26 protein-coding genes are annotated in these 23,357 nt (G+C 67.7%); 21 read left to right on the forward strand and 5 right to left on the reverse strand.

The genetic code is table 11. The features are described 5' to 3' along the window. Window position 1 precedes the first annotated feature (1 nt). Together SCA01S_RS16650 and SCA01S_RS16655 are read right to left on the reverse strand one after the other, a co-directional pair. Entirely contained in the window at window positions 2–1,180 is a 1,179-nt protein-coding gene (locus SCA01S_RS16650; RefSeq protein ID WP_062787652.1) for an HlyD family secretion protein, read from the reverse strand. A 63-nt stretch (window positions 1,181–1,243) separates the two neighbouring features. Continuing rightward, on the reverse strand, window positions 1,244–2,758 hold the full coding sequence (locus SCA01S_RS16655) for an efflux transporter outer membrane subunit (RefSeq protein ID WP_327195864.1): 1,515 nt from the start codon (window positions 2,756–2,758) through the stop codon (window positions 1,244–1,246). Between the two features lie 103 nt (window positions 2,759–2,861). Here SCA01S_RS16655 and SCA01S_RS16660 point away from each other — a divergent pair, with 103 nt between their 5' ends. Then, a complete protein-coding gene (locus SCA01S_RS16660; RefSeq protein WP_062787654.1) occupies window positions 2,862–3,509 on the forward strand; it encodes a TetR/AcrR family transcriptional regulator in 648 nt (215 codons plus the stop codon). A 76-nt stretch (window positions 3,510–3,585) separates the two neighbouring features. Here the strand turns inward: SCA01S_RS16660 and SCA01S_RS16665 are convergent, their stop codons facing one another. Then, window positions 3,586–4,467 carry a flagellin N-terminal helical domain-containing protein gene (locus SCA01S_RS16665; protein WP_062787656.1) on the reverse strand — a complete coding sequence of 294 codons (882 nt, stop codon included), beginning with the start codon at window positions 4,465–4,467 and terminating at the stop codon, window positions 3,586–3,588. 177 nt (window positions 4,468–4,644) lie between these two features. Further along, entirely contained in the window at window positions 4,645–4,782 is a 138-nt protein-coding gene (locus tag SCA01S_RS22335; protein WP_157089018.1) for a hypothetical protein, read from the reverse strand. On the opposite strand from SCA01S_RS22335, the gene SCA01S_RS16670 reads away from it, so the two are divergent. The 18 genes from SCA01S_RS16670 to SCA01S_RS16755 all read left to right on the forward strand — a co-directional run bounded on the left by SCA01S_RS16670 (window position 4,781) and on the right by SCA01S_RS16755 (window position 20,739). Then, window positions 4,781–5,989 (forward strand): sigma-54 interaction domain-containing protein, encoded by a 1,209-nt coding sequence (locus SCA01S_RS16670; RefSeq protein WP_157089019.1) that lies wholly within the window; start codon window positions 4,781–4,783, stop codon window positions 5,987–5,989. The two genes, SCA01S_RS22335 and SCA01S_RS16670, sit on opposite strands and share 2 nt — an antisense overlap. After that, window positions 5,986–6,348: a flagellar hook-basal body complex protein FliE gene (gene fliE / locus SCA01S_RS16675; protein WP_062787658.1), complete on the forward strand. Its 363-nt coding sequence runs from the start codon at window positions 5,986–5,988 to the stop codon at window positions 6,346–6,348. The genes SCA01S_RS16670 and fliE overlap by 4 nt, the downstream gene beginning before the upstream one ends. 3 nt (window positions 6,349–6,351) lie before the next feature. Beyond that, the gene (gene fliF / locus SCA01S_RS16680) at window positions 6,352–8,121 is read left to right on the forward strand and encodes a flagellar basal-body MS-ring/collar protein FliF (RefSeq protein ID WP_062787660.1); all 1,770 of its coding nucleotides are present in this window, start codon (window positions 6,352–6,354) and stop codon (window positions 8,119–8,121) included. A 1-nt stretch (window position 8,122) separates the two neighbouring features. After that, on the forward strand, window positions 8,123–9,148 hold the full coding sequence (gene fliG / locus SCA01S_RS16685) for a flagellar motor switch protein FliG (RefSeq protein ID WP_245652709.1): 1,026 nt from the start codon (window positions 8,123–8,125) through the stop codon (window positions 9,146–9,148). Continuing rightward, the gene (locus SCA01S_RS16690; protein ID WP_062787662.1) at window positions 9,132–9,770 is read left to right on the forward strand and encodes a FliH/SctL family protein; all 639 of its coding nucleotides are present in this window, start codon (window positions 9,132–9,134) and stop codon (window positions 9,768–9,770) included. Before fliG ends, SCA01S_RS16690 begins: the two co-directional genes overlap by 17 nt. Then, window positions 9,770–11,134: a FliI/YscN family ATPase gene (locus SCA01S_RS16695; protein ID WP_062787703.1), complete on the forward strand. Its 1,365-nt coding sequence runs from the start codon at window positions 9,770–9,772 to the stop codon at window positions 11,132–11,134. The genes SCA01S_RS16690 and SCA01S_RS16695 overlap by 1 nt, the downstream gene beginning before the upstream one ends. A 7-nt stretch (window positions 11,135–11,141) precedes the next feature. Further along, window positions 11,142–11,621, forward strand: coding sequence for a hypothetical protein (locus SCA01S_RS16700; RefSeq protein WP_062787663.1), 480 nt, complete (start codon window positions 11,142–11,144; stop codon window positions 11,619–11,621). Window positions 11,622–11,659: 38 nt separating this feature from the next. Beyond that, entirely contained in the window at window positions 11,660–13,468 is a 1,809-nt protein-coding gene (locus tag SCA01S_RS16705) for a hypothetical protein (RefSeq protein ID WP_157089020.1), read from the forward strand. A gap of 57 nt (window positions 13,469–13,525) precedes the next feature. Continuing rightward, on the forward strand, window positions 13,526–14,125 hold the full coding sequence (locus SCA01S_RS16710; RefSeq protein ID WP_062787667.1) for a flagellar basal body-associated FliL family protein: 600 nt from the start codon (window positions 13,526–13,528) through the stop codon (window positions 14,123–14,125). A 53-nt stretch (window positions 14,126–14,178) separates the two neighbouring features. Further along, on the forward strand, window positions 14,179–15,084 hold the full coding sequence (locus tag SCA01S_RS16715) for a FliM/FliN family flagellar motor switch protein (RefSeq protein WP_062787668.1): 906 nt from the start codon (window positions 14,179–14,181) through the stop codon (window positions 15,082–15,084). A 23-nt stretch (window positions 15,085–15,107) separates the two neighbouring features. Next, window positions 15,108–15,383, forward strand: a complete 276-nt coding sequence (fliN, locus tag SCA01S_RS16720) for a flagellar motor switch protein FliN (RefSeq protein WP_062787670.1) — start codon at window positions 15,108–15,110, stop codon at window positions 15,381–15,383. Further along, complete coding sequence (locus SCA01S_RS16725; RefSeq protein ID WP_054132429.1) at window positions 15,383–15,655, forward strand: flagellar biosynthetic protein FliO; 273 nt, start codon at window positions 15,383–15,385, stop codon at window positions 15,653–15,655. The genes fliN and SCA01S_RS16725 overlap by 1 nt, the downstream gene beginning before the upstream one ends. Window positions 15,656–15,786: 131 nt before the next feature. After that, the gene (gene fliP / locus SCA01S_RS16730) at window positions 15,787–16,524 is read left to right on the forward strand and encodes a flagellar type III secretion system pore protein FliP (RefSeq protein ID WP_245652723.1); all 738 of its coding nucleotides are present in this window, start codon (window positions 15,787–15,789) and stop codon (window positions 16,522–16,524) included. Window positions 16,525–16,538: 14 nt separating this feature from the next. Further along, window positions 16,539–16,811, forward strand: coding sequence for a flagellar biosynthetic protein FliQ (locus SCA01S_RS16735; protein ID WP_022678600.1), 273 nt, complete (start codon window positions 16,539–16,541; stop codon window positions 16,809–16,811). 2 nt (window positions 16,812–16,813) lie between these two features. Next, window positions 16,814–17,596, forward strand: coding sequence for a flagellar biosynthetic protein FliR (gene fliR, locus SCA01S_RS16740; protein WP_022678599.1), 783 nt, complete (start codon window positions 16,814–16,816; stop codon window positions 17,594–17,596). A 13-nt stretch (window positions 17,597–17,609) separates the two neighbouring features. Next, entirely contained in the window at window positions 17,610–18,764 is a 1,155-nt protein-coding gene (locus SCA01S_RS16745; RefSeq protein ID WP_062787673.1) for an EscU/YscU/HrcU family type III secretion system export apparatus switch protein, read from the forward strand. A gap of 64 nt (window positions 18,765–18,828) precedes the next feature. After that, the gene (gene fliD / locus SCA01S_RS16750; protein ID WP_062787675.1) at window positions 18,829–20,301 is read left to right on the forward strand and encodes a flagellar filament capping protein FliD; all 1,473 of its coding nucleotides are present in this window, start codon (window positions 18,829–18,831) and stop codon (window positions 20,299–20,301) included. A 66-nt stretch (window positions 20,302–20,367) separates the two neighbouring features. Further along, on the forward strand, window positions 20,368–20,739 hold the full coding sequence (locus tag SCA01S_RS16755) for a flagellar export chaperone FliS (protein ID WP_062787677.1): 372 nt from the start codon (window positions 20,368–20,370) through the stop codon (window positions 20,737–20,739). A 76-nt stretch (window positions 20,740–20,815) separates the two neighbouring features. Here the strand turns inward: SCA01S_RS16755 and SCA01S_RS16760 are convergent, their stop codons facing one another. Continuing rightward, window positions 20,816–21,859 (reverse strand): chemotaxis protein CheB, encoded by a 1,044-nt coding sequence (locus SCA01S_RS16760; RefSeq protein WP_062787678.1) that lies wholly within the window; start codon window positions 21,857–21,859, stop codon window positions 20,816–20,818. 281 nt (window positions 21,860–22,140) lie between these two features. Between SCA01S_RS16760 and SCA01S_RS16765 the strand changes: the two genes are divergently transcribed. Then, window positions 22,141–22,401 carry an STAS domain-containing protein gene (locus tag SCA01S_RS16765; RefSeq protein ID WP_022678594.1) on the forward strand — a complete coding sequence of 87 codons (261 nt, stop codon included), beginning with the start codon at window positions 22,141–22,143 and terminating at the stop codon, window positions 22,399–22,401. After that, window positions 22,398–23,357 (forward strand): Hpt domain-containing protein (locus SCA01S_RS16770; protein ID WP_174544806.1); only part of this gene is annotated, 960 nt, incomplete at its 3' end. The genes SCA01S_RS16765 and SCA01S_RS16770, both read left to right, overlap by 4 nt.

Here is a 23,357-nt window from a genome sequence, read left to right on the forward strand (position 1 = left end):
GTCAGTTCTGCCCGGTCTGCGACCGGTCCTTTTCAGGGCGCGTATCGATCGTGGCGTCCATCGACAGGCCGATGCGCAGCGGGTGCGCGCCCAGCTCGTGCGGATCAAGCGCGACGCGCACCGGCAGGCGCTGCACCACCTTGATCCAGTTGCCCGTGGCATTCTGCGCCGGAATCACGGCCAGCGCCGAACCGGTGCCACCGGAAAAGCCCACGACGCGCCCGTGATAGACCACATCATCGCCATAGAGATCCGATGTCAGCGTCACCGGCTGGCCGGGACGCACATGGGCCAACTGGCTTTCCTTGTAATTGGCATCGACATAGGCCTGGCTGATCGGCACGATGGTCATCATCGGGCTGCCCACGGCCACGCTTTGCCCCACCTGCACCGTGCGCTGGGTGACAACGCCGCTGACCGGGGCCCGGATCACCGTGCGATCGAGATTGATGCGCGCCTGGTCAAGCCTGGCCTTGGCCGCCAGCACCTGCGGATTGGTTTCCGGCGTAGTGCCAGTGACCAGCGCCGCATTGGCCGCTTCCTGGCCATTGGCGGTGCCACGCGCGGCCTGGGCCGCGGCCAGGTTGGCGCGGGCGGCAGCAAGCTGGCCTTGCGCAGAAGCATAAGCATTGCGCGCGGTGGTCAGTTCCTCGCCCGACACCGCCCCGTCGCCCACCAGCGACTGGCGCCGCTTGAGGTCAATCTCGGCGCGTTGCACATCGGCCATGGCCACCTGCACTTGCGCGGTCATGCGGGCGATATCGGCCTGCTTCTCGCCCACCTGGGCCGACAGCGCGGTGCCGGTGGCAATGGTCTGGCGCACCTTGCGCAGCGCGTCGGCATAGTCCGCCTCGGCCGCGGCCAGGGCGATTTTGGCGTCGGTGGGATCGAGTTCCACCAGCACGTCGCCCTTGCGGACGACTTGCGTGTTGTTGACCGCCACGCGCCGCACCGGGCCGGCGACCAGCGGCGTCACCTGTGCCACTTCGGCCGCGACATAGGCGTTGTCGGTTTCGACATAACGCCCGCCTTCGATCCATTCGTAGACGCCGACGCCGGCCGCGACCAGCGCCACGACACCGGCAAAGATCAGGAAACCACGCTTGCGCGCGGCCTTGCGCGCATCGGCCTTGCTGGAGGCCTGGTCCGTATCGGAAAAATTGGGTTCAATGTCAGCCATGGGCGGGTCTCGGCATCAGAAAGAAGAAGAACAGGGATCAGGCAAACGGCAGCGCGTCGGCGGTCAGCCGGCGCGGAAGCCGCCGCCCAGGGCGCGCACCAGCGCCACGTGGGCAGACAGGGTGCGGGCCTGGAGATCGGCCAGCAGGCGCCGGTTGGCGAGCAGGGCATCCTGCGCCGACAGGACCGACAGATAGGTGGACAGGCCAGCTTCGTAACGGCGGCGGGCGATGCGATAGGCATCGTCAGAGGCGGCCACCGCCTGTTGCAGCTGGGCACGCTGGGCATCGATCGATTGCCGGGAGGCGGCGGCATCGGCCACATCGCGCAGCGCCTTGAGCAGCGTATCGTCATAGCTCGCCACGGCCTCGTCATAGCTGGCGCGCGCCTGGCGATAGCCACCGGCGATGCGCCCGCCCGAAAACAGCGGCAGGCTGATCGCCGGGCCGATCGATCCGGCATCGGAACCGCTCGCCGTCAGGTTGCTGAGGCCAAGCGCCTGCACGCCGATGAAGCCCATCAGGTTGACGTTGGGATAGAACGCGGCATGCGCCACCTGCACCCGCGCCGCGGCAGCCTCTGCCCGCGCGCGGGCAGCGGCAATATCGGCACGGCGGCCAACCAGATCGAGCGCCAGGTTGGCGGGCAGGCCCTGCGGCGCAAGCGTGGCAAGCTGTGGCAGGGCAATCGCATCGCCGCGCGCGGGCGGCGCCCCGATCAGCACGGCCAGGGCATGGCGGGCCAGGGCAATCGCCTCGTCAGCCGCCACCAGATCGGCGCGGGCAACCGGGATGCCAGCCTCTGCCTGGCGCTGCTCGGCCCGGGTATCGAGCCCATTGACCACGCGCTGGCGCACCAGCTTGGCGGTATCCTCGCGCAGTTGCAGCGCCTGGGCCCGCACATCGCGGGCGGCGGCGGCGCGGGCCAGGGTGGCATAGGCATCGGCAACGCCTGTGGCGATGGCGAGGCGGGCGGCCTGCGCCTCATATTCGGCGGCCTGCGCCTCTGAGGTGGCAGCGCGCAGGGCGGCGCGGTTCTTGCCAAAGAAATCCAGTTCGTAGCTGAGGCTGAGCGAGGCCGCACCGGTATCGTTCCAGCCGTGCGGCACGAAGGCGGGGGGAATGCCGTTGTTGTAGCTCTGCTTGGCTTCGGCCGCGTTGGCGCTGGCGGAAATGCCGGGCAGCAAAGCCGCCCCGCTGGCCTGGGCGAGACCGCGCGCGGCGCGCAGGCGGGCATCGGCCTGAGCCAGCGTGGGAGAATTGGCCACGCCTTCCGCGATCAGCGCGGACAGCTGCGGATCGCGCAGCGCCTGCCACCAATCGGCCGCAGGCCAATCGGCCGGCGTAACCGACTGTGCTGGCGCGGACGCGGGCAGCGCCAGATCGGTGGCGGTTGCCTGGCGCAGCGCCGGCTTTTGGCCGAGATCGGGAACGGGGGCACAGCCGGCCAGCAGGCCCGCCATGGCCAGGCCGCTAACCAGCGGCGCGCGCCAGAACGGCCGAATCGCGGCGGCGGGAGACACCATGGGGGAAAACAGGGCTGACGCGCGGTTGGAAAGACCGGCGGGGGAGGCAGTCATGCAGGGCCTTTGCGCAATCGGGAACGGGACGACCGTGTACGGATCGGTCACTAATCTTCAACTGCGCCCTTGCACTGCGCCTGTCAACAGCTATGTGTACGGAATGGTCACTAACCCGTCCAATTGCAGACTCAAACGCTGTTCGCCCGATGAGCGGCGGGAAAACATCCTGTCCGTGGCCACGCAGGTGTTCACGCAGACGGGCTATGGCGCCACCTCGATGTCAGCCATCGCGGCCGAGCTGGGCGGTTCCAAGGCCACGCTTTACAAGTATTTTCCATCGAAGGAGCAGTTGTTTGAAGCGGTGCTGATGCGCGGCTGCGGCGCGGTCATGGCCTCGCTTCAGGAACTGGCGGAAACCGAATCGGATGACCTTGAGGGCATTCTTACCGATTTCGGCACGCGCTTCCTGTCCGGGCTGTGCAGCCAGCGCTCGATCGATGTCTATCGCATGGTCCATGCCGACGGGGTGCAATTCCACGAAGCGGCAGAGATGTTCTTCCGCTGCGGGCCGGAAATTGCCGGCACTACCCTGGCGGCCGTGCTGCAACGCGTGGCCGGCCAGCGCGGCCTGGCCCTGCCCGATCCGCGTTTGGCAGCAGACCAGTTCCTGGGCATGGTGCGGGGCAAGCTGCACATGCGCGTGGCGGTGGGCGTGATGCCAGCGCCCGACGCGGACACGATTCGCTGCCACGCCGCGCACGCCGCGCGCATCTTTGCCCACGGCCTGCTGCACCAGCCGAAGACTTGATCGCCACAACGACGATGGCCGGCGATCCCCAGGGGAATCGCCGGCACCGTGGAGAACCGGGTATTGGCAGCTGGGATCAGCGCAGCAGCGTCAGCACGTTCTGCTGATTCTGGTTGGCCTGCGAGATCATCGCGGTCGAAGCCTGGGCCAGGATCTGGGCCTTGGCCATCTGGGTGGTTTCGGCCGAGTAGTCGGTATCCTGAATACGCGAACGGGCATCCGACAGATTGGTGATGTTGTCGTTCAGGTTGTTGACCACCGAGCTGAGGCGGTTCTGGCCGGCACCGAGCGTGGCGCGCGTGGCGTTCACTTCCTTGAGCGCGGCATCGACGTTGTCCATCGTGGTCGAAGCCTTGCCGGTGTCGGACACGTCGAGCGCCTGGGTGGTCGAGGTGGCGCTGTAGGACGTGTCAGTGCCGCCGAACAGGTTGACGCCCGAGAACGCCTTGCTGACGAGGTCGACCGTGTCGGTGGTGTTGGCACCGGTCTGGATCGAGCTTTTCACGTCGTCGCTGCCGTCGGTGGCCGCCGTGCCGCTGGCGACCTTGAACACCTTGTTGCCGTTGAACTCGGTATTGTTGAGCACGTCGGAAATCTGGGCATTCAGGTTCGAGACTTCCGACTGCATCGCGTCGCGGTCAGACTGCTGGTAGGTGTCCGACTTCGACTGCACGGCCAGTTCGCGCACGCGCTGCAGCATGTTGGTCACTTCGCTGAGCGCGCCTTCGGCCGTCTGCGCCATCGAGATGCCGTCGTTGGCGTTGCGCACGCCCTGCGACATGCCGGTGATCTGCGCGGTCATGGTCGTGGAAATGGCCAGGCCCGCCGCATCGTCCTTGGCACTGTTGATTCGCTTGCCGGTCGACAGGCGTTCCATCGCGGTTGCAGCCAGCTTGCTTGCCGAGTTGGAAGCGTTGGCCGCCTTGATGGCGCTGACGTTGGTGTTGATTACCGCCATGATGTTTCTCCGATTTTCGGGACAGACCCCAATCGCTGCCAGTCCAGGGATTGACCGGCTGCACGGCAAAGACCGGCAGGATGGGCGGCAATTTAAGGGCAAAATCTTGCCGGTCAGCGGTTTTGCGGCGGCGCCATATACGTGTTTCCCCTTAGCACCGTCGCTGATCTTAAAGTTTCACACCATTTGACGGTTTCGCGCGAAAAACAGCGTCGTGGATATGGTTAAGACGGGGGTCAAAGTGATGAACAGCGATTGCGGCGACAGATTGCCGATAAGCGGGCAGGCGCAGGCGCGCCACGGCGCGCTGATCATGCGCGCTGCAGCGGTGCTCAATACGCCGGGCATGGGCCCCCTGCCCGTGCTGGCCGATTCGACCGATGTGGGCGCGCTCGATCCGCGCCGCCCGGCGGTGGTGCTGGAACGCGGGGCGCAGCCGGCGCTGGCGCGCATGGCCAATGGCAAGCGCCACGTGGTGCGCTATGCCGATCCGCTGTCGGAAAGCGCGCTGGCCGCGATCATCGCCTGCGCCACCGCGCCCGGCATGCCGATTGCCGCCGATCCCGAAACTCTATCGATCCTGGCGCTGGCCGAGCGTCTGGCCGTCAGCGACATCCCCGTGCTGATCAACGGCCCCACCGGCACCGGCAAGGAAGTGTTGAGCCGGTTCATCCACGCCGCCAGCCCCCGCCACAACAAGCCGTTCATCGGCGTCAACTGCGCCGCCATGCCCGAAACCATGCTGGAAGCGCTGCTGTTCGGCCACCAGAAGGGCGCGTTCACCGGCGCCAGCGCGGCCGGCGAAGGCTTTTTCCGCGCGGCCCATGGCGGCACGCTGCTGCTGGATGAAATCGCCGAAATGCCGCTGTCGCTGCAAGCCAAGCTGCTGCGCGCGCTGCAGGAAGGCGAAGTGGTGCCGCTGGGCGCGACCCAGCCGGTCAAGGTGGATGTGCGCATCATCGCCTGCGCCAACCGCGATCTGCCAACCGAGGTGGAGGACGGGCGGTTCCGCGCCGATCTCTATTACCGGCTCAACGTTTTTCCGCTGACGCTGCGCGCGCTGGCCGAGCGGCCCGATGATATCGCGCCGCTGGCCTTTGCCCTGATGATGCGCCACGCGCCAGCCGATCGGCCGCTGCCCTGGCTGTCGGACGCAGCGCTGGCCATGCTGGGCTGCCACGGCTGGCCAGGCAATGTGCGCGAGCTGGAAAACGTGGTACGCCGCGCCCTGCTGCTGGCCGGCGACCAGGCCGAAATCGGGCCTGAGCATATCGTGTTCGATCGCCCCGCGCGCAGCCCCGCCAGCGATGCGGCGCTGGCCGAAGTGCGCGCGCCCCAGGCGGGCAAGCTGTCCAACATTGTCCAGCTGTCCGAAGCGCGCGCGATCCTGGCCACGCTGGAAGCGTGCGGCGGCAGCCGCGTGGAAGCGGCGCGCCAACTGGGCATTTCCGAACGCACCCTGCGCTATCGCCTGGCCAGCTTCCGTGAAGCCGGCATTGCCGTGGCGGGAGGCCGGCGATGAGCGCGATCAACGGCATAGGCGCCGGGGGCGGCATCCAGCAGATCATGGCCATGCGCCAGCAGATCATCGATCGCTCGCACCTGCTGCGACAGATCCGCACGCCTGAAAGCGGGTTACCGGCCGAAACCAATTCGCCGACCGGTGGCTTTACCGACGCGCTCAAGTCGGCGCTCGACACGGTCAATGCCAGCCAGACCAAGGCCGACGGCATCAGCGCGGCCTATGAAAAGGGCGAGACGGTCGATGTCGCCAAGGTGATGCTGGCCCGCCAGGAAGCCGGCGTTGCCTTTGAAGCCACGCTGCAGGTGCGCAACAAGCTGTTGACCGCCTACCAGGACATCATGCGGATGGGGGTCTGATAGATGGCCGATCTGGTTCCCGTGGGGGCCGGTGGCAGCCCGCCACCCTCGCTTCTGGCGCCCTTGACCGATCCGGCCGGCGGTGCCCTGCCGGCACGGATGGGCGCATTCCTGCGCCAGCCGCCGCTGCGCCGCATGTTGCCTTGGTTCGGCGGCATTACCGCCGCCGGGCTGACCGGGCTGTTGTGGCTGACCATGGCGCCCGCGCCGCAGCGCATGCTCTATTCCGATCTGTCGGATGCCGAGCGCGCGCAGGTGACGGCCGCGCTCGATAAGGCGGCGATCGCCTATCACATCGACAATTCCACCGGCGCGATCACCGTGGGGGAAAACGACCTCTACAAGGCGCGCATGGTGGCGGCATCCGATGGCGCAGTGGCCACGCCCGAAACCGGCGAGCAGATGATCGACAAGCTGCCGATGGGCGCCAGCCGCACCCTGGAAGGGCAGCGGCTGCAAGCCGCGCGCGAGCGCGAGCTGGAACTGACCATCATGCAGATCGACGGGGTGGAGGCGGTGCGCGTGCACCTGGCCCAGCCGGAAAAATCGGTCTTCGTGCGCGATACCGCCGCGCCCTCTGCCTCGGTCATGGTGCGCCTGGCCAAGGGGCGGCAACTGGCCACCAGCCAGGTCTCGGCGATCGTCAACCTGGTGGCCGGATCGGTGCCGGAACTCTCGGTCGATGCGGTCAAGGTGATCGACCAGCACGGGCGCCTGCTGTCGGCCGACAAGCCGGGCGATGCTGATCGCCTGGAAATCCAGGGCCGGCTGGAAGACAAACTGCGCGAGCAGATTTCCCAGCTGCTGACCCCGATGCTGGGCGAAGGCAACTTTTCCAGCGAGGTGCAGGTCGATCTGGACATGGACCAGGTGACCTCTGCCCGCGAAAGCTATGACAAGCAGGGCGCGGTGCGCACCGAGCAGCAATCCGCCTCGCAGACCAGCGGGCCGGGCGCGGTGGGCGTGCCGGGTGTCTTGTCCAACACCCCGCCCGCGCCCACCACCGCCGCGGTTGGCGCGCCGCAGGGCACGCCCTCGCCCAGCCCATCGGGCGCGGCGCCCAGCAATGGCGAAAGCTCGTCCTCGAAAACCTATGAGCTGGGCCGCGAAGTGGCGGTGACCAACAACACACCGGGCAAGATCCGCCGCCTGACCGTGGCTGTGGCGCTGTCTTCGGCGGTGCTGGCCAAGGCCAAGCCGGCCGATATCGACCAGATCAAGCAACTGGTGAGCGCGGCCGTGGGCGCCGATCCCACGCGCGGCGATCAGGTGGCCGTGGCGGTGCGCGCGTTCAATCCGGCCGACATTACCCCGCCCAAGTTCTATGAACAGCCCTGGTTTGCCATGGCGGTGCGCAACGGCGTGGCGCTGGTGGCGGTGCTTTTGACGCTGCTGCTGGGCGTGCGCCCGCTGATCAAGGCGCTGCGCCGCGATGGCGGTGCATCGGCCAAGGGCAAGGACGCCCGCAAGAAGGGCAAGGCCGCCGCCAGCGATGACGACGACGAGGACGCCGAGGAGGCCAACGCCGCACGCGCCGAGGCCGCTGCCGATCCCAACGCCCCGCGCCCAAGCCGCGAGATCGGCCCTGGGCCCACCACCGGCATGATCAAGCCGATGCTGGCGCCAGCGCAAGATGAAACCGGCGCGATCGATACCGAACTGCTCAGCCGCCAGGTGGGCCTGGCCCAGCGCCTGGTCCAGGAAAAGCCCGACAGCGCCGTGGCCGTGCTGCGCCAGATGCTGAAGGAACCGAGCGAAGAAGGCGCCTCATAACATGGACAGCGACATGGCAGAGGGTTTGGGCAGCATGACCGATCCCGAACTGGCCGCCGTCATGGTCATGCTGCTGGAAGACCAGCAGGCGGCCGATCTGCTGGCGCAGCTCGATCCCAAGGAACTGCGCCTGCTGGGCGAAAAGATGTGTGCGCTGGGCGAGATCGGCCCGGTGGCCATTGCCCAGTCGATCACCGGCTTTGTCGAGCGGACCGAGCGCCTGGGCCTGACCGCGCACGATCGCGTGGGCCAGGTGCGCGATCTGATGACGCGCGCGGTGGGCGAGGTGAAGGCCGTCAACCTGATGCACCGCATCGCGCCCGAAGCGGCGCAGGATACCTCGGCGCTGGAACTGGCACGCTGGCTCAACCCCGAAGTGCTGATCCCACTGGTGCGCGGCGAGCATCCCCAGGCAATTGCCGTGCTGCTGGTGCAGATCGACCCGGAAGTGGCCGCCGCCGTGCTGCACGGCCTGCCCGAAACGATCCAGACCCAGGTGGTCCACCGCATCGCCACGCTGGGCAAGGTCTCGGCCGAGGCGCTGCGCATGCTGGAAGAAGTGCTGACCCGCCGCATCGTGGCGATCCACAGCCGCTCTGCCCTGACCATGGGTGGCCCGCGCGAGGCGGCCGAGATCATCAACGTCGCAGCCAAGGCGGTGGAGAAGCGGGTCATGCCCGAACTCACCAAGATGGACAAAGCCCTCGCCAAGGAAATCGAGAACGAGATGTTCAAGTTCGAACATCTCTATGTGCTGGATGCGCAATCGATGGGCGCCATGCTGCGCGAGGTGGACAGCGACACGCTGATCGCCGCGCTCAAGGGCATTGAGGAACCGCAGCGCGAGGTGTTCTTCCGCGCCATGTCGAGCCGCGCCGCCGATGGCGTGCGCGACGAGATCGCCGCGCGCGGCCGCCTCAAGCGCGCCGAGGTGACCGAGGCGCAAAAGGCCATGATCACCGCCGCCCGCCGCCTTTCGGCCGAAGGGGTGATCGTGTTCGGTTCGGGTGATGATGACTATGTCTGACCTGCTGCGCATTCCCGAACCCGGGCGCACGCTGCGCGCCTGGGGCGCGGTGCCGGCGCAATCGCAGGGCTTTACGCTCGACCCGCGCTTTGCCCGGATACCAGTGGCGCCTGCAACGGCCGAATTTGCCGCCATGCCCGAGCCTGAGCGCGAAGACCCGATCGAGCGCGCCCGCGCCGATGGTTTTGCCGCCGGCCAAGCCGCCGCACTGGCCCAGGCACAGGCCGATGCCGCCACCCAGGACGCCGCGCGCCACCGTATCGAAAGCGCCTTGCGCGCGATGGACGCCGCGCAGATCGATGCGCTGGAGCAGCGCCTGCGCCAGACCGTGCTGGCCCTGTGCGAAGCGGTGCTGGCCGATGCCGCGATCGATCCTGCCGCGCTGGAGCAGCGCGTGCGCCGCGCCGCGCAGATGCTGGCCCGCGCCGAAGATGCCCGCGTGATCCGCCTGCATCCCGAAGACCTGGCGCTGGTGGGCCAGCACTTGCCCGAAGACTGGCACTGCGAGCCCGATTCCAGCCTGGAACGTGGCGCCGTGCGCGTCGATGGAGCGCTGGGCGGGGTGGAAGATGGCCCGCTGCAATGGCGCCGCGCGGTGGAAGAGGCGCTGCGGCAATGCTGATGCCGCCAGCCGATGGCAGCAGCCTTGATCGCACCATCGGCGGCCTGCATCCCGCGCTGCCATTGCTGGCTCGCCTGGCTGGCGCCCATCCCGATCTTGCCCCGCGCCGCTATGGCCGGCTCAGCGCCTGCGATGGCGGGCTGCTGGAAGTGTCGGGCCTGTCGGTGCCGATCGGCACGCAATGCCGCATCGCCCACGGGCGCGGCGATCTGGCGGCCGAAGTCATCGGCTTTCGCAATGGCCGCAGCCTGATGATGCTGCTGGGCGATCCGGTGCTGTTGCGCCCGGGCGCCTATGTGCGGCCCGAAGGGCGGCCCGGCATGGTGCCGGTGGGCGAGGCATTCCTCGGCCGCGCGGTGGATGGCGAAGGCCATCCCATCGACGGTGGACCGCCGCTCGCCACCCATGCCGAATGGCCGGCAGGTGGCGTGCGCGCCGGCGCGCTCGATCGCAGCCCGGTGCGGCAATCATTCGATACCGGGGTGCGCGCGCTCAACGCCCTGACCACGTTCGGCGTGGGCCAGCGCATCGGCATCATGGCCGGATCGGGCGTGGGCAAATCTGTCCTGCTCGACATGGTCGCCCATGGCGCCCAGGCCGAAATCGTCATCGTCGGCCTGATCGGCGAGCGCGCCCGCGAAGTGTCGGACTTTGTCGAGCGGCACATGGCCGGCAACAAGCGCGCGCATAGCGCGGTGATCGCCGTGCCGGCCGACCATGCGCCCAACTTGCGCATTCGCGGGGCGATGATGGCCACGGCGCTGGCCGAATACTTCCGCGCCCAAGGCCGGCGCGTGCTGCTGATCATGGACAGCCTGACGCGTGTGGCCCATGCCGGGCGCGAAATCGCGCTGCTGCTGGGCGAACCCGGCGCGGCGCGCGGCTATCCCCCTTCGGCGCTGGCCACGATCACCAAGCTGGTCGAGCGCGCCGGCAATTCGGCGGCCAGTGGCGGCTCGATCACCGGGCTCTACACCGTGCTGGCCGATGGCGACAACCAGGACGATCCGGTGGTCGATACCGCCCGCTCGATCCTGGATGGGCACATCGTGCTCTCGCGCGATCTGGCGCAGCGCGGGCACTATCCCGCGATCGACATTCCCGCCTCGCTGAGCCGGGTGATGACCGACATCACCAGCCCGCAGCATCAGGCCCTGGCCCGGCAGTTTCGCGCGCTGATCGCCGCCTATGAGGCCAACCGCGATCTGGTGCTGATGGGCGCCTATCGCCAGGGGGCCGACCCGCAGCTGGACCAGGCGATCGCCATGCACGGCGCGCTGGCCGATTTCCTGATGCAACCCGCGCAGGACATCGTGCCACTGGACAGCTGCATTAACCAATTGACCCAGTTGCTGGGCAGCTGAGCGCGCCATGACGATCAAGGCCCGCAACCAGCGGCTGGTGCGGCTGCGCCGGCTGGAAAAGCTGCGCGAGATCGGCCATCGCCAGGCGATGCTGGCCGCCGGTCAGGCCGAAAGCACGCTGACCCAGTTGCAACATCTGGCCGAGCGCACCGGCACACTGGCAGACAGCTATGCCGCGCGCACCGATGCCGATGATGGTGCGGCATTGGCCCACCTTGGCGCATTTCGCGCGGGTCTCGAACGCATTGCCCGCAGCACTGCCGGCGAAATCGACACCGCCCGCCGCATTGCCGATGCCCGCGCCGCCGAAGTGGCCGCGGCCGAGCGCCGCCGCGCTGCCGTGGCCGATCGCATCGCGGCAGAGGCGCAGGCCCTGGCCCGAGTCCGCGCCCAGGCCGGCACCCCGCTGGGCGCCGCACGCAACCGCGAAGACCCCGCATCCGAAACCATCCCTATGCCGCATTCGCGCGATTGGCACGGCTCTTGAATTAACCGTGGGCATACCGCCCAGGAGCTTGTACCGCGATGGTATCGATTGCCACCCCCACTGCCGCTTCATCCGCCCCCGCCATCATGGCGGGCGTGACGGCAGCGATTGTCGTCGGACCGGCGCAACCGGGCGAAACCACCGGATTTGCTGCGCTTCTCGACACGGCAGAGACCCTGCCAGCGGCCCTGCCCGCCACCGCCGCCATTCCGGCCGAGCTGAGCGCGCCTGCCGCCCCGGCGGAACTGCCGCTGCCTGCCACGGCAAGCCTGCTGGCCGAAACCGGCAATATCTTGCCGGCAAACGGCAAGGCCGCCACGCCTAAAGCGCCCGCTCCTGTCGCAGCTGTGGCTGTGGCGGCGGCTCCCGCCGTGGCGCCGAGCCCTGCGCCGGTTGTGGTCGCACCGGTTGCTGGGCCAGTTGTGGTCCCGCCGATAGCCGCCGCACCGATTGCCACCACGCCGGCGACAAGCCAGCCTGTCACCGGCACCGCGCCTGCACTTGCGCCAGCACTGGCACCAGCACCGGCGCACGGCGCCGCACCGGCCGTCACGCCGGATCAGGCGCCCGCTGTGCCAGAGGCAACGCCGCCGGCCGCCATGCCGGTGGTGACGCATCGCGCCATGGCCAGCCTGCTGGCCCTGCGCCACGCTGCCAAAGCTGATGCCGATGCCGATGCCGATGATCTGACAGCAGACGAAACCGCCGCAGCCGCCACCCCGGCGGCACCCGGTGATGCAACGCCTGCCGACCCTGTCGCGGCCCCGGCCGCAGCCAGCCTGGCCCTGGCCAGCATCCCTGCGCCAATCATGCTGCCTGCCGCCCCGGCCACGCCCGCGCCAGAGCAGGCCATCGCGCATGCCCCGGCACCGGCGCGAGCGATGCAGCCAGCGCTTGCGCAACCAGCCGCGCCCGGGCCGATGGCCGTGCCCCAGGCTGGCCAGCCTCGCCCGGAAACGCCGACGAATCCCTTGATGCCGGCCGGGCTGGCGACACCGCGGCCGCTCGCCCCGGCCGATAGCAACGCGCCCGCTGCCACCGTGGCTGAACCGCTGGCACTGGTGCCGCAAGCCGCAGCGGCTGCCCCGGCGCCTGCCCCGGTTGCCACCACGATCGCGCACGCCCCCGCGCCCGCTGTGCCCACTGCGCCGATTGCGACGCAACAGGTGCTGGCGGCGCGCCAGCCGCAGCAGCCAGTTTCTGCAGAGCCAGCGTCACCGGCCGAAGCCGAACCGGCCGCAACGCCCCTGGCACCAGCCAGCGCCACTGCCGTGGCGCCGCTGCCCCTTTCCGCCCTCGCCGTGGCCGCGCCCCAGCCAGTGGCTACGCCAGCCATCACTGATCCGGCGCCTGACGCCACTATCCCCGGCGCGCAGGTTGCCGCGCTGGTCGATGCCGTGGCCCGTGCCCGCCAGGATGGCCAGGGCGCCACGGTGGCTGCCACGCTGGCCCACGGCACGTTCGGGCGGATCGATCTGCAGTTCCGGCAAAAGGACGATGGCCTGACCGTGACCATGGCCAGCGCCGATCCCGGCTTTGCCCCCGCCGTGCTGGCCGCCAGCCGTGCAGACGCCGGCACGGCCGCCAACCAAAACTCGGCTGGCCAAAACCCGGCAGGCCAAAACGCATCGAGCCAGAACACTTCGGGCCAGAACGGCGCCAGCCAGAGTGGATCTGGCCAGGCGTTTGCCGGCCAGTCGCAATCACAAACCCCTTCACAGGGCCAGGGTGGCGATCCGCGCCAGCCGCAACGCGCCGCGGCGCCGGACAGCGCGGGCCTTGCCGCCCGCCGCTCGCCGGACCGGAGCGACGAGCCCGACACGGCCCAGGGCGGCGTCTACGCGTGATCCCGCGCGTAAATCGACGCCTCAATCCCCTGGCCATCTGACGATCAAGGAACCGGCATGAGCGACAAGAAGGAAAAGGACAAGGACGCGCCCAAGAAGAAAAAGGGCGGTCTTGTGGTGCTCATCGGCGTGGTCGTGGCCACGCTGGTGATGGGTGGTGGCGGGGTCTACGCCCTGTTTGCCATGCACATCCTGGGTGGACCGCAAGTGGTCATCCATGAAGACAACAAGCCCAAGCTGATCCGCAAGGGCGAGGAAGACCCCTATGCCCCCGTCGCCAAGGAAGGCGGCGAAGGCGAAGGCGGGGCCAAGGAAGTGGAAGGCGAAGGCGGCAGCGAATACCGCACCGTCTACTATTCGTTTTCCGACGATTTCACCTCGAACCTCAAGGACAGCGATCGCCTGGTCCAGGCCTCGATCGCGGCATCGACGCGCCGCGATTATCGCGTGGTGATGTGGATGAAGAAGCACGAGCTGGCGATCCGTTCAGCCCTGCTCACCGTCTTGGCCGATACGCCCGATACCGACGTGGAAACCACCCAGGGCAAGCAGCGCCTGCAGCAGCGCATGACCGCCGCGATCAACAAGGTGCTGACCGACACCGAAGGCTTTGGCGGGGTGGATGCGGTCTATTTCAAGCAATTCATCGTGCAGTGAGCCGCAGGTTTGCGGATTGACGGGCATTTTACGGGCAATGGGGAAGCAAGACGATGAAGCCTGAACGGGAATTCGTGGCAGAGCGGGTAGTGGCAAGCCACTGCCCGCAACTGCTGCGCCCCGGAGCGAGCCAGGCAGACCTGGTCACGGCGCTCAGCCGCACGGCCGAAAAGCTGGCGCGCGAATTGGGCAGCGCCCTGGCCGGGTTGCTGGGCGGCGATGAACCGCTGGTGGAATGCAGCCGTCCCGAACGCACCGTCTATTCCGATTATGCCACGATGCAGGTGATGGGCCACCGCAACCTGGGCGCCTATACCCTGTTTGGCGCGGGCGCGGCCAATGACCGCATCCTGGGCATGGTGGCCGGCGAAGTGGTGCTGCGGCTGGTCGATCGCGCGTTTGGTGGTGCCGGCGTGGCACCGCAGCAATTGCCGCGCGAACTGCCGCTGTCGGCCGAACTGATGGTGCACCGCCTGGAAGCCATGCTGGCCGGCTGCCTGGCCAGCGCGCTGGGTGCCGATACTGCCGACGTGATCCGCCCGCTGCGCCGCGAGGGCAACATCGACCACCTCGCCCCGTTCGGCAACGACGAGCATATCGTCGCGCTGGTCTTTTCGATCACCGAGCCCGGCCGCCCGGCCTGGGCGATCGAAATGGCCTTTCCCTATGACACGCTGGCCGCGCTGTTCGCCAATGGCGAGCGCCCGCCCGCCAGCGCCGAGCATGCCCCGGCCGATCCGCGCGCCGCGCCCTTTGCCGATGTGCCGCTGCCGCTCAGCGCCGTGCTGGTCGACATGCGCGTCCCGCTGGCGGCGATCTCCGCGCTGGAAGTGGGCCAGATCCTGCCGGTGCCGGTGGCGCGGGCGGTGCCCTTGCGCGTGGCTGGGCAGACCATCGGCCATGGCACGGTGGGCGCGGTGGACGATCGCCTGGCCGTGCAGCTTTCGCAGATTTTCTAAGATTTCAATTGGGGGGTTTCACAATGTCGTTTCAACCGCGCGGTTTCGATTTCCTCAAGGATGTCGATGTGCGCCTCACCGTCGAACTGGGCCGCACCGAGATGAAGCTCAAGGACGTGCTGGCACTGACCGAGGAAAGCGTGGTCATGCTCGACCGGCTGACCGATGAACTGCTCGACGTGATGGTCAACGGCAAGCTGATCGCGCGCGGCGAAGTGGTTGCCCAGGGCGATCGTTTTGGCCTGCGCATCGTCGAACTGGCCGGCAGCGAAAACGCCCCGCGCAAGGATGCGGCGTGATGCTGTGGTACATTCTCAAGCTGATGGTCGTGCTGCCGCTGATCGCCGGCATGGCCTGGGGCTCGCTGCGCCTGGCCAAGCGCTTTGAAGGCAAGTTCGGCACCTCTACCGGCAGCCGCGCGGTCAAGATCGTGGAAACGCAGATGCTTTCGCCCACGCTGCGCCTGGCGGTGATCGAATTCCACGATCGTGAGATCCTGGTGTCCACCTCGAAGAACGGCCTGGTGCGCCTGGCCGAAGCGCCGGCGCGCAAGCGGGAGGATGTGGCGTGAGGGGCAATGTTGTGGGCGGCATCCACCCCCCCCCAACCCCCTCCTCTGAAGAGGAGGGGGCTTATCGGCCCTCTCTCCCCCTCCTCTTCAGAGGAGGGGGTCGGGGGGGGGTGCGAAGCCTCACGCTGACGCTGCTCATCCTCCCCACCACCGCCCTCGCCCAGAGCGCGCCGGGCCAGACGGCCATTCCCGGCGCGCTGGACCGTGCGTTCAGCCAGATCGCCGGGGCGCAGTCGCAGGGCAGCCTGTCGCTGTCGTTGCAGCTCCTGCTCATCATGGGGCTGCTCACGATCCTGCCTTCGCTGATCCTGATGATGACCAGCTTTACCCGCATTCTGGTCGTGCTCTCGATCCTGCGCACGGCATTGGGCCTGCAGCAATCGCCGCCCAACCAGATCCTGATCGGGCTGTCGCTGTTTCTCTCGCTGTTTGTGATGGCGCCCACGCTCGACAAGGTGAATGCCAACGCGATCCAGCCCTATTCGACCGGGCAGATCAATGCCGAGCAGGCGATCGGCACGGCCGGCATGGAATTCCACGCCTTCATGGTGCGGCAAACCCGCCAGCGTGACCTGCTCATGTTCACTGACATGGCCAAGGCGCCGCATTACCAGGCGACGCGCGACATTCCCTTTTCGATCCTGCTGCCCGCGTTCGTGACCAGCGAGCTGAAAACGGCGTTCCAGATCGGCTTCATGCTGTTCCTGCCGTTCCTGGTGATCGACCTGGTGGTTTCCTCGGTGCTGATGAGCCTGGGCATGATGATGATGTCACCCACGGTGGTATCGCTGCCGTTCAAGATCCTGTTGTTCGTGCTGGTCGATGGCTGGGCGCTGCTGATGGGCAGCCTGGCGTCGAGCTTCGGCTAGGGGCGGGCACGATCATGGACGACATGGCTTCGCTTCTCGCGCTTGCTGATCGCATGCTGTGGACCACGGCGCTGGTGGCAGCACCGGTGTTGCTTGCCAGCCTGGCCGTTGGCCTGGTGGTGGGCATCATCCAGGCGGCCACCTCGGTCAATGAACAGACCCTCACCTTCGTGCCCAAGCTGGCGGTGACCGCGCTGATCCTGGTGCTGCTGGGCGGGGCGATGCTGGGCCTGATCGCCGATTTCATGACCGACGTGTTCGCCCAGATCGCGGCGACGGGGCAGTAACGATGATCGCGATGAATTTCGGGTTCGGCGCGCTGGAGACCGAATTCTGGCGGATGATCTTCCTGATGACGCGGTGCGGCGCGGCGCTGTTTGCCGTCCCGCTGTTCGGCAGCCAGCAAGTGCCGATGCAGGTGCGCGTGGTGCTGGCCGGCGGCCTGGCGGTGATGCTGTGCAACTGGACCACGATCCCCGCACCCGCCGCGCTGTTTTCGCTGCCCGGCCTGCTGGCCACGGCGGGCGAGGTGGTGATCGGGCTGGCGCTGGGCTTCGTGCTGCAATTCGCCTTTGCCGCGCCGATGATCGCGGCCGAAATGATCGGCGCGAGCATGGGCATGAGCATCGCCACCGCCGCCGATCCGGTATCGGGCGCGCATTCGCCGGCGCTGGGGCAGTATTTCTCGGTGCTGCTCACGGTGATCTTCCTGGGCCTGGGCGCGCACCTGCAATGGTTTTCGCTGCTGGTGGAAAGCTATCGCGCGTTTCCGCCCGGTGGCGGCTGGTTCACACCCGATCGCATGGGCCTGATCGTGGGGTTCGGCACGCAGATGTTCGTGTCTGCCCTGGCCATCGCGCTGCCGGTAGTGCTGCTGCTCTTGCTGGTGCAGCTGACCTTTGGCGTGCTGGCGCGCTCGGCGCCCAGCCTCAATATCTTTGCCCTGGGCCTGCCGATGGGCGTGCTGGGCGGCATTGCCGCGCTGATCGCCTCGGCCCCGCTGCTCGATGATGCGCTGACCGATCTGGTCGCCCTGGGCCTGGGCCAGGCCCAGGCGCTGCTGGTGAAATAGGAGCGCAGCGGCCATGGCAGAGGGCGAAGGCAGCGGCGAAAAGACATTCGCCCCTACCGAAAAGCGCAAACGCGATGCCGCGCAAAATGGCGACGTGCTGCGCTCGCGCGAGTTGGGCACGGCGGCGGGAATCTTTGCCGGGATTGCCTGGCTGTGGCTGGCCGGGCCCTGGCTGCTGGGCCAGTTGGGCCAGGTGACGCGCAGCGGCTTTTCCTGGGATCGCGACAGCCTGGATCATTTCGATCCGGGCCAGCGCCTGGCGCGCGCGCTGATCGATGTGCTGCCGCCGGTGCTGGTGCTGGGCGGGGGGCTGATCGCGGTGGCGCTGGTGTCGCAGCTGGCATTTTCGTCTGGCCGGTGGAACGCGGGCAACCTCGCGCCCAAGGGGTCGCGGCTCGATCCCGCCAAGGGGCTGGCGCGCATGTTCGGCATCCAGGGGCTGATCGAGCTGGCCAAGGGCCTGGCCAAGGTGACGCTGCTGGGCACCATGGCCTATGTCTGGATGCGCGGGCGGCTGATGGCGCTGGTCGGCCTGGGCGGCGGGCAGATTACCCCGGGCGCGCTGGGCGGGCAACTGACCTATGCCTGGGATGCCATGCTCTCGCTGCTGGTCTTGCTGGCATCGGGCCTGGTGGTGATCGCCCTGATCGATTTTCCGGTGCAGTTCGTGTGCCGTTTCATGCGCCTGCGCATGAGCCTTCAGGAAATTCGCGACGAAACCAAGGAAAGCGAAGGATCGCCGGAAAAGAAAGCGGCGATCCGCAGCCGCCAGCGCCAGATCGCCATGGCCGGGGTCAACAAGGCCATGCGCGAGGCGCAGTTCGTGATTACCAACCCCACGCACTTTGCCGTGGCGCTGGCCTATGATCCCGATCTGGCGCCCGCGCCGATCGTGCTGGCCAAGGGCCGCGGGGAAAAGGCCTTGGCGATGCGCGAACTGGCGGCCGAACTGGCCCTGCCCACGCTGGAATACCCCGCGCTGGCCCGCTCGGTCTATTACACCACGCGCGAGCGGCAGGTGATCCGCGAGGAACTCTATGGCCCGATCGCGGCGATCCTGGCGTTCGTCATGTCACTGAAGCGCGGCGATACCCCGCCCGCGCCGATGGTCAACGTGCCTGTCGCGCTGCGCTTCGACGCCGATGGCCGGCCCGAAGCGGTGATCTGACGGCACGCCATCCACGCGCGCGCAACGCCCTTAAACTCCTCAACCGCCGGACGTTCTTGAACGTATGACCACGACCTCATCGACATCGTCGACTTCGGCGTCGACCAGCACCGCGACCACTTCGTCGTCTTCGGCGACGGCCAAGCTGCTGGCCTCGCTCGGCGCCAGCACGATCGACAGCTCGGGCCTGGCCGACCAGCTTTCCGCCGCGCAATATGCCGCGCGGATCGATGCCGTCACGGCCAAGCAGAGCAAGGTCGCCACGCAGATTTCCGATGCCTCGACGCTCAAGTCGATGATCAGCTCGCTCGCCAGCTCGCTGGGTGACCGGGTGCGCACGGGCGATCTGGCGGTCACCCCCACGATCACCAACAGCAGCGTGGCCACCGTAAGCAAAGGCACTCTCACCGGCAGCGGCACATCCACCCTGGAAGTAACGCAGCTGGCCAAGGGGCAGACGCTGGTCAGCCCGGCCATGGCATCGACCGCCAGCGCGGTGGGAACCGGCACGTTCACGCTGCGCTTCGGCAGCGTGGCAGGCGGCGCGTTCACTGCCGATTCCAGCCGGTCGCAGGTCGATATCACGCTGACCGGCAGCGATACGCTGTCCACCCTGGCGCAAAAGATCAACGCCACGGGCGCAGGGGTTTCGGCCTATGTCGCCACCGGGGCGAGTGGCGCGCAACTGGTGATCAAGGGCGCCGATGGCGCGGCCAACGGCTTTCAGATCGAAACCACGCCGGCTGCCGGCGATACCACGCTGGCTGGCCTGGCGTGGACGCCGGCGGGCGATGCCACCCGGCTCAAGTCCACCGCCACCGATGCGGCCTATACGCTCGATGGCGTGGCGCGCACGGCCACGTCGAACACCATCACCGATGCGGCGCCAGGCCTTACGCTCAAGCTGACCGGCACCAACACCGGATCGCCGACCACGATCACCTTTTCCGATCCATCGAGCGCGATCCAGACGGCGATGACCGATCTGGTCGATGCGCTGAACCAGGTGGTCAGCACGCTGACATCGGATACCGATCCCACCAATGGCTCGCTCAACAACAATCCCGGCGCGCGATCGCTGCGCCAGACGCTGACCACGCTGGCCAGCAAGGTGGTGATGCCCAATGCCGCCAGCGGCCAGCCCAGCACGCTCAGCGACCTGGGCCTCAAGATCAACCGCGATGGCACGTTCAGCCTCGATACCACGGTACTCGGCAATTCGCTGAGCAAGAACCCCGATGGCGTCGCGGCCATGTTCACCAACGGCCTCTATGGCGTCTATGCCACGTTCGATTCGATCTCGCGCTCGGTGGCGTCGACCACCGATCCCGGCTCGCTGGGCGGGGTGATCACCTCGCTGGGCACCAAGCAGGCGACGCTGACCACGCAATTGACCGATCTGCAGAACCAGCAGGCCACGCTGCGCAGCCAGTTGCTCACGCGCTATGCCGCCCTGGCGACCAAGGTTTCGGATTCTCAATCGACGCTGACGTTCCTGACCAACCAGATCACGGCGTGGAACAACAAGAGCGGCTGATGCCGATCGCGATCGTGACCGAGCACAACCGCAGCGTGAATTACCAGAGGGGCAACGGGTTCTGACATGCGCTATAACCGCGATCCGGGGGAAGCCTATCGCCGCGTCGATTTCGAGGCGCGGGTGCACGGCGCCAACCCGCGCCAATTGGTCGACCTGTGTCTGGAACAGGTGGCCGGCTCGCTCGGCCGGGCGATCTATGCCGACAAGACCGGCGACAATGCCGCCAAGAGCGCGGCGCTTACCCGCGCGGTCTCGGCGTTGACCGCGCTGCAGATGGGCGTGGACAGCCAGACGCCGACCGGCCCTGCGCTGATCCAGCTCTACCAGTCTGCCCGGCGCACCGTGCTCGACAGCGCGCTGCGCTTCGACGGGGCCAAGATGGACACCATCCGCAAGGATTTCCTGGAAATCCGCCAGGCCATGATGGGCCACTGATCACGCGTTTTCCGCACAGCCACAAGGCCCGGTGACACCATAGCGTCACCGGGCCTTGCCGTTTCTGGTCCCTGGCTCAGCTCTGGTTGCACAGGCCGATCACTGCCGCGCCCAGATCATCGAGCGCGATCTGGCGGCCGGCAGCGCCGATCTCGATTGCGGCGCTTGGCGCCTCGCTGACCAGGGCGCTCTTGGGGTCTTGCACGATCGTGTCCATGCCGCTGTCGTGCAGCAGCTTCAAACCCTTGGCACCATCGTTGCCCATGCCGGTGAGCAGTGCGCCCACGGCCGGAATGCCGGCGCGCGCGATCGAGCCGTAGAGCAGGTTGGCCGAAGGACGCGAGCCCTCCACCGGCTCGCGCTCCATCAGGCGGATCTTGGGCGGCTGGCCCGGCTCGATCACCACGTGGCGATCGGGATCGGCGGCGATGTGGATCGTGCCCTGGGCGAGGGCAGCACCATCGCGGGCGATTTTCACGCTGCAGCCCAGATCGGTATCGAGCCGCTTGATGAAGGTTTCGGCCAGCATCGGTTCGGCCTGAAGGCAGATCACCGTGGGCGGGCATTCATCGGGCCATTCGGCCAGGATCGTGGTCAAGGCGTCGATCCCGCCCATCGAGGCGCTGAACGCCACGAACCGCCCGTTCCAGGTGAACTTGGCCGCTTCGGCTGCCGCAGCTGCCTCGCGCTTGGCCTGCTGCTTGGAGCGGTCACGTACGTTGGAATTGGCCGCCGCCAGCACGATCTTGCCCAGCTTGCCCACGGTCTTGGCAAACTGTTCGGGCGTGGCCTTGAGCGGCTTGGGAAAGCATTCCACCGCGCCCAGCTCGAACGCCTTGAGCGAGGTTTCCGTGCCGGCCTGGGTCAGGCTGGAGAGCATCACCACCGGCAGCGGGTTGCTGCCCATGATCTCTTCCAGGAACTCGATCCCGCTCATCCCCGGCATTTCCACGTCGAGCGTGATCACGTTGGGTTTGAGATCCGCAATGCGTTCGCGCGCGTCTGCCGCATTGGCGGCAGCGCCGACGACGACAACATTCTTGGTCTGGTCGAGGATGTCCGAAAACAGCGCGCGCATCGCCGCCGAATCGTCCACCACAAGAACGCGAGCTTCGTGCATGGATCATGAAACCTTCGTCTGGGCGCCACTGTCACGGCGCCATCTGCAAGCCCATCCATAGCCAGCGAGCCCGGTGCAAATTCCATCCGCGCCCCTAGGTATCTCACCCTAAGAGCGCGGAAAGCGCGCCTTTCCCCATTCCCGCTAAGCCTGTGTCGACCACCCGCCACCGTGTTGCCCACGGCCCGCGCCAAACCCTTGGCAACGGCCGATTCGCCCCACGCAGCGGCCGCCAGAAAGCTGACTTCACGTCATTGCGCTATCGAGGGGAAACCGACGCGATGCCCACGATCACTCTGCCACCCCGCTGCGACCGGGCGGCTGCCGAGGTGCTGCTGCCCGAACTGGTGGCGGCGCTGGGCACCGGCCCCCTGCAGATCGATGGCACGGCCTGCACCCATGTGGGCCAGGCGATGTTCCAGGTTCTGGTGAGCGCGCGGCGCAGCGGCGATGGCGCGGTGATCGAACCCTCGCCCGCCCTGCGCGAAGCCGCCCGCCAGATCGGGCTGGAAACCGAACTCTTTGACGGAGCGCACGCATGAACGCGGAAGAAATCCAGGCGATCTTCTTTGCCGAATGCGAGGAATCGCTGGCTGCGGCCGAACAGGGCCTGGCCGCGTGCAAGGAAGGCACCCAGGACGCCGATACCGTCAATGCCGTGTTCCGCGGCGTCCACTCGATCAAGGGTGGCGCCGGCGCCTTTGGCTTCATCGCGTTGCAGGCCTATACCCACACGTTCGAGACGCTGCTGTCCGACGTGCGCGATGGTACCGTGGCGATCACCGAGCCGCTGATCGATCTGCTGCTGCGCGCGCTCGATACCTTGAGCGACCATGTCATGGCCGCGCGCGGCCAGGGCGACACGCCCGACGATGCCGCGCTCCAGGCCGAACTGACCGCCGCCATGGCCGCCAATGCCGGCGCCGCGCCGGCAGCAGCGCATGAACCGGCGCCCGCGCCAGAAGCGGCACCGGCACCGGCCAGCAGCAGCAGCGACGACGCCGCGTTCGATGACATGGGCCTCGATTTCGATTCGATGCTCGACAGTATTGCCGGCGCCATGGCGGCCAGCGACAAGGCGGAAAACGCCACCGAGGGCGAAGATGCACCGGGCGGATGGATCGTCAAGATCCGCCCCCATGCCGGCGCCATGCGCAACGGCAGCGAGCCGATGCTGATGCTGCGCGAGGTGCTGGAGCTGGGCGGCGCCTGCGTCGATTGCGAGGTTGGCGCGGTGCCGCACCTCGACGTGCTCGATCCCGGCATGGGCTATCTCGGCTGGACGTTCCGCATGCCCGGCAGCGTTGACGAAGCGAGCGTGCGGGACATTTTCGATTTCGTGGGCGACGATTGCGAAATCGCCATCGGCAGCGAAGCCGTGATGCCGGCGGTGCGCCTGCCGGCATCCCCCGCGCCTGCCGTGCCCGCCGCCGCCGCGCCGCCGCCGGTTTCGGTGCCGGCCCCCGCGCCCGCGCCGCAGCCGGCCGCCGCGCAACCC

It is taken from the genome of Novosphingobium capsulatum NBRC 12533 (genome assembly GCF_001598375.1).
Lineage (GTDB): Bacteria > Pseudomonadota > Alphaproteobacteria > Sphingomonadales > Sphingomonadaceae > Novosphingobium > Novosphingobium capsulatum.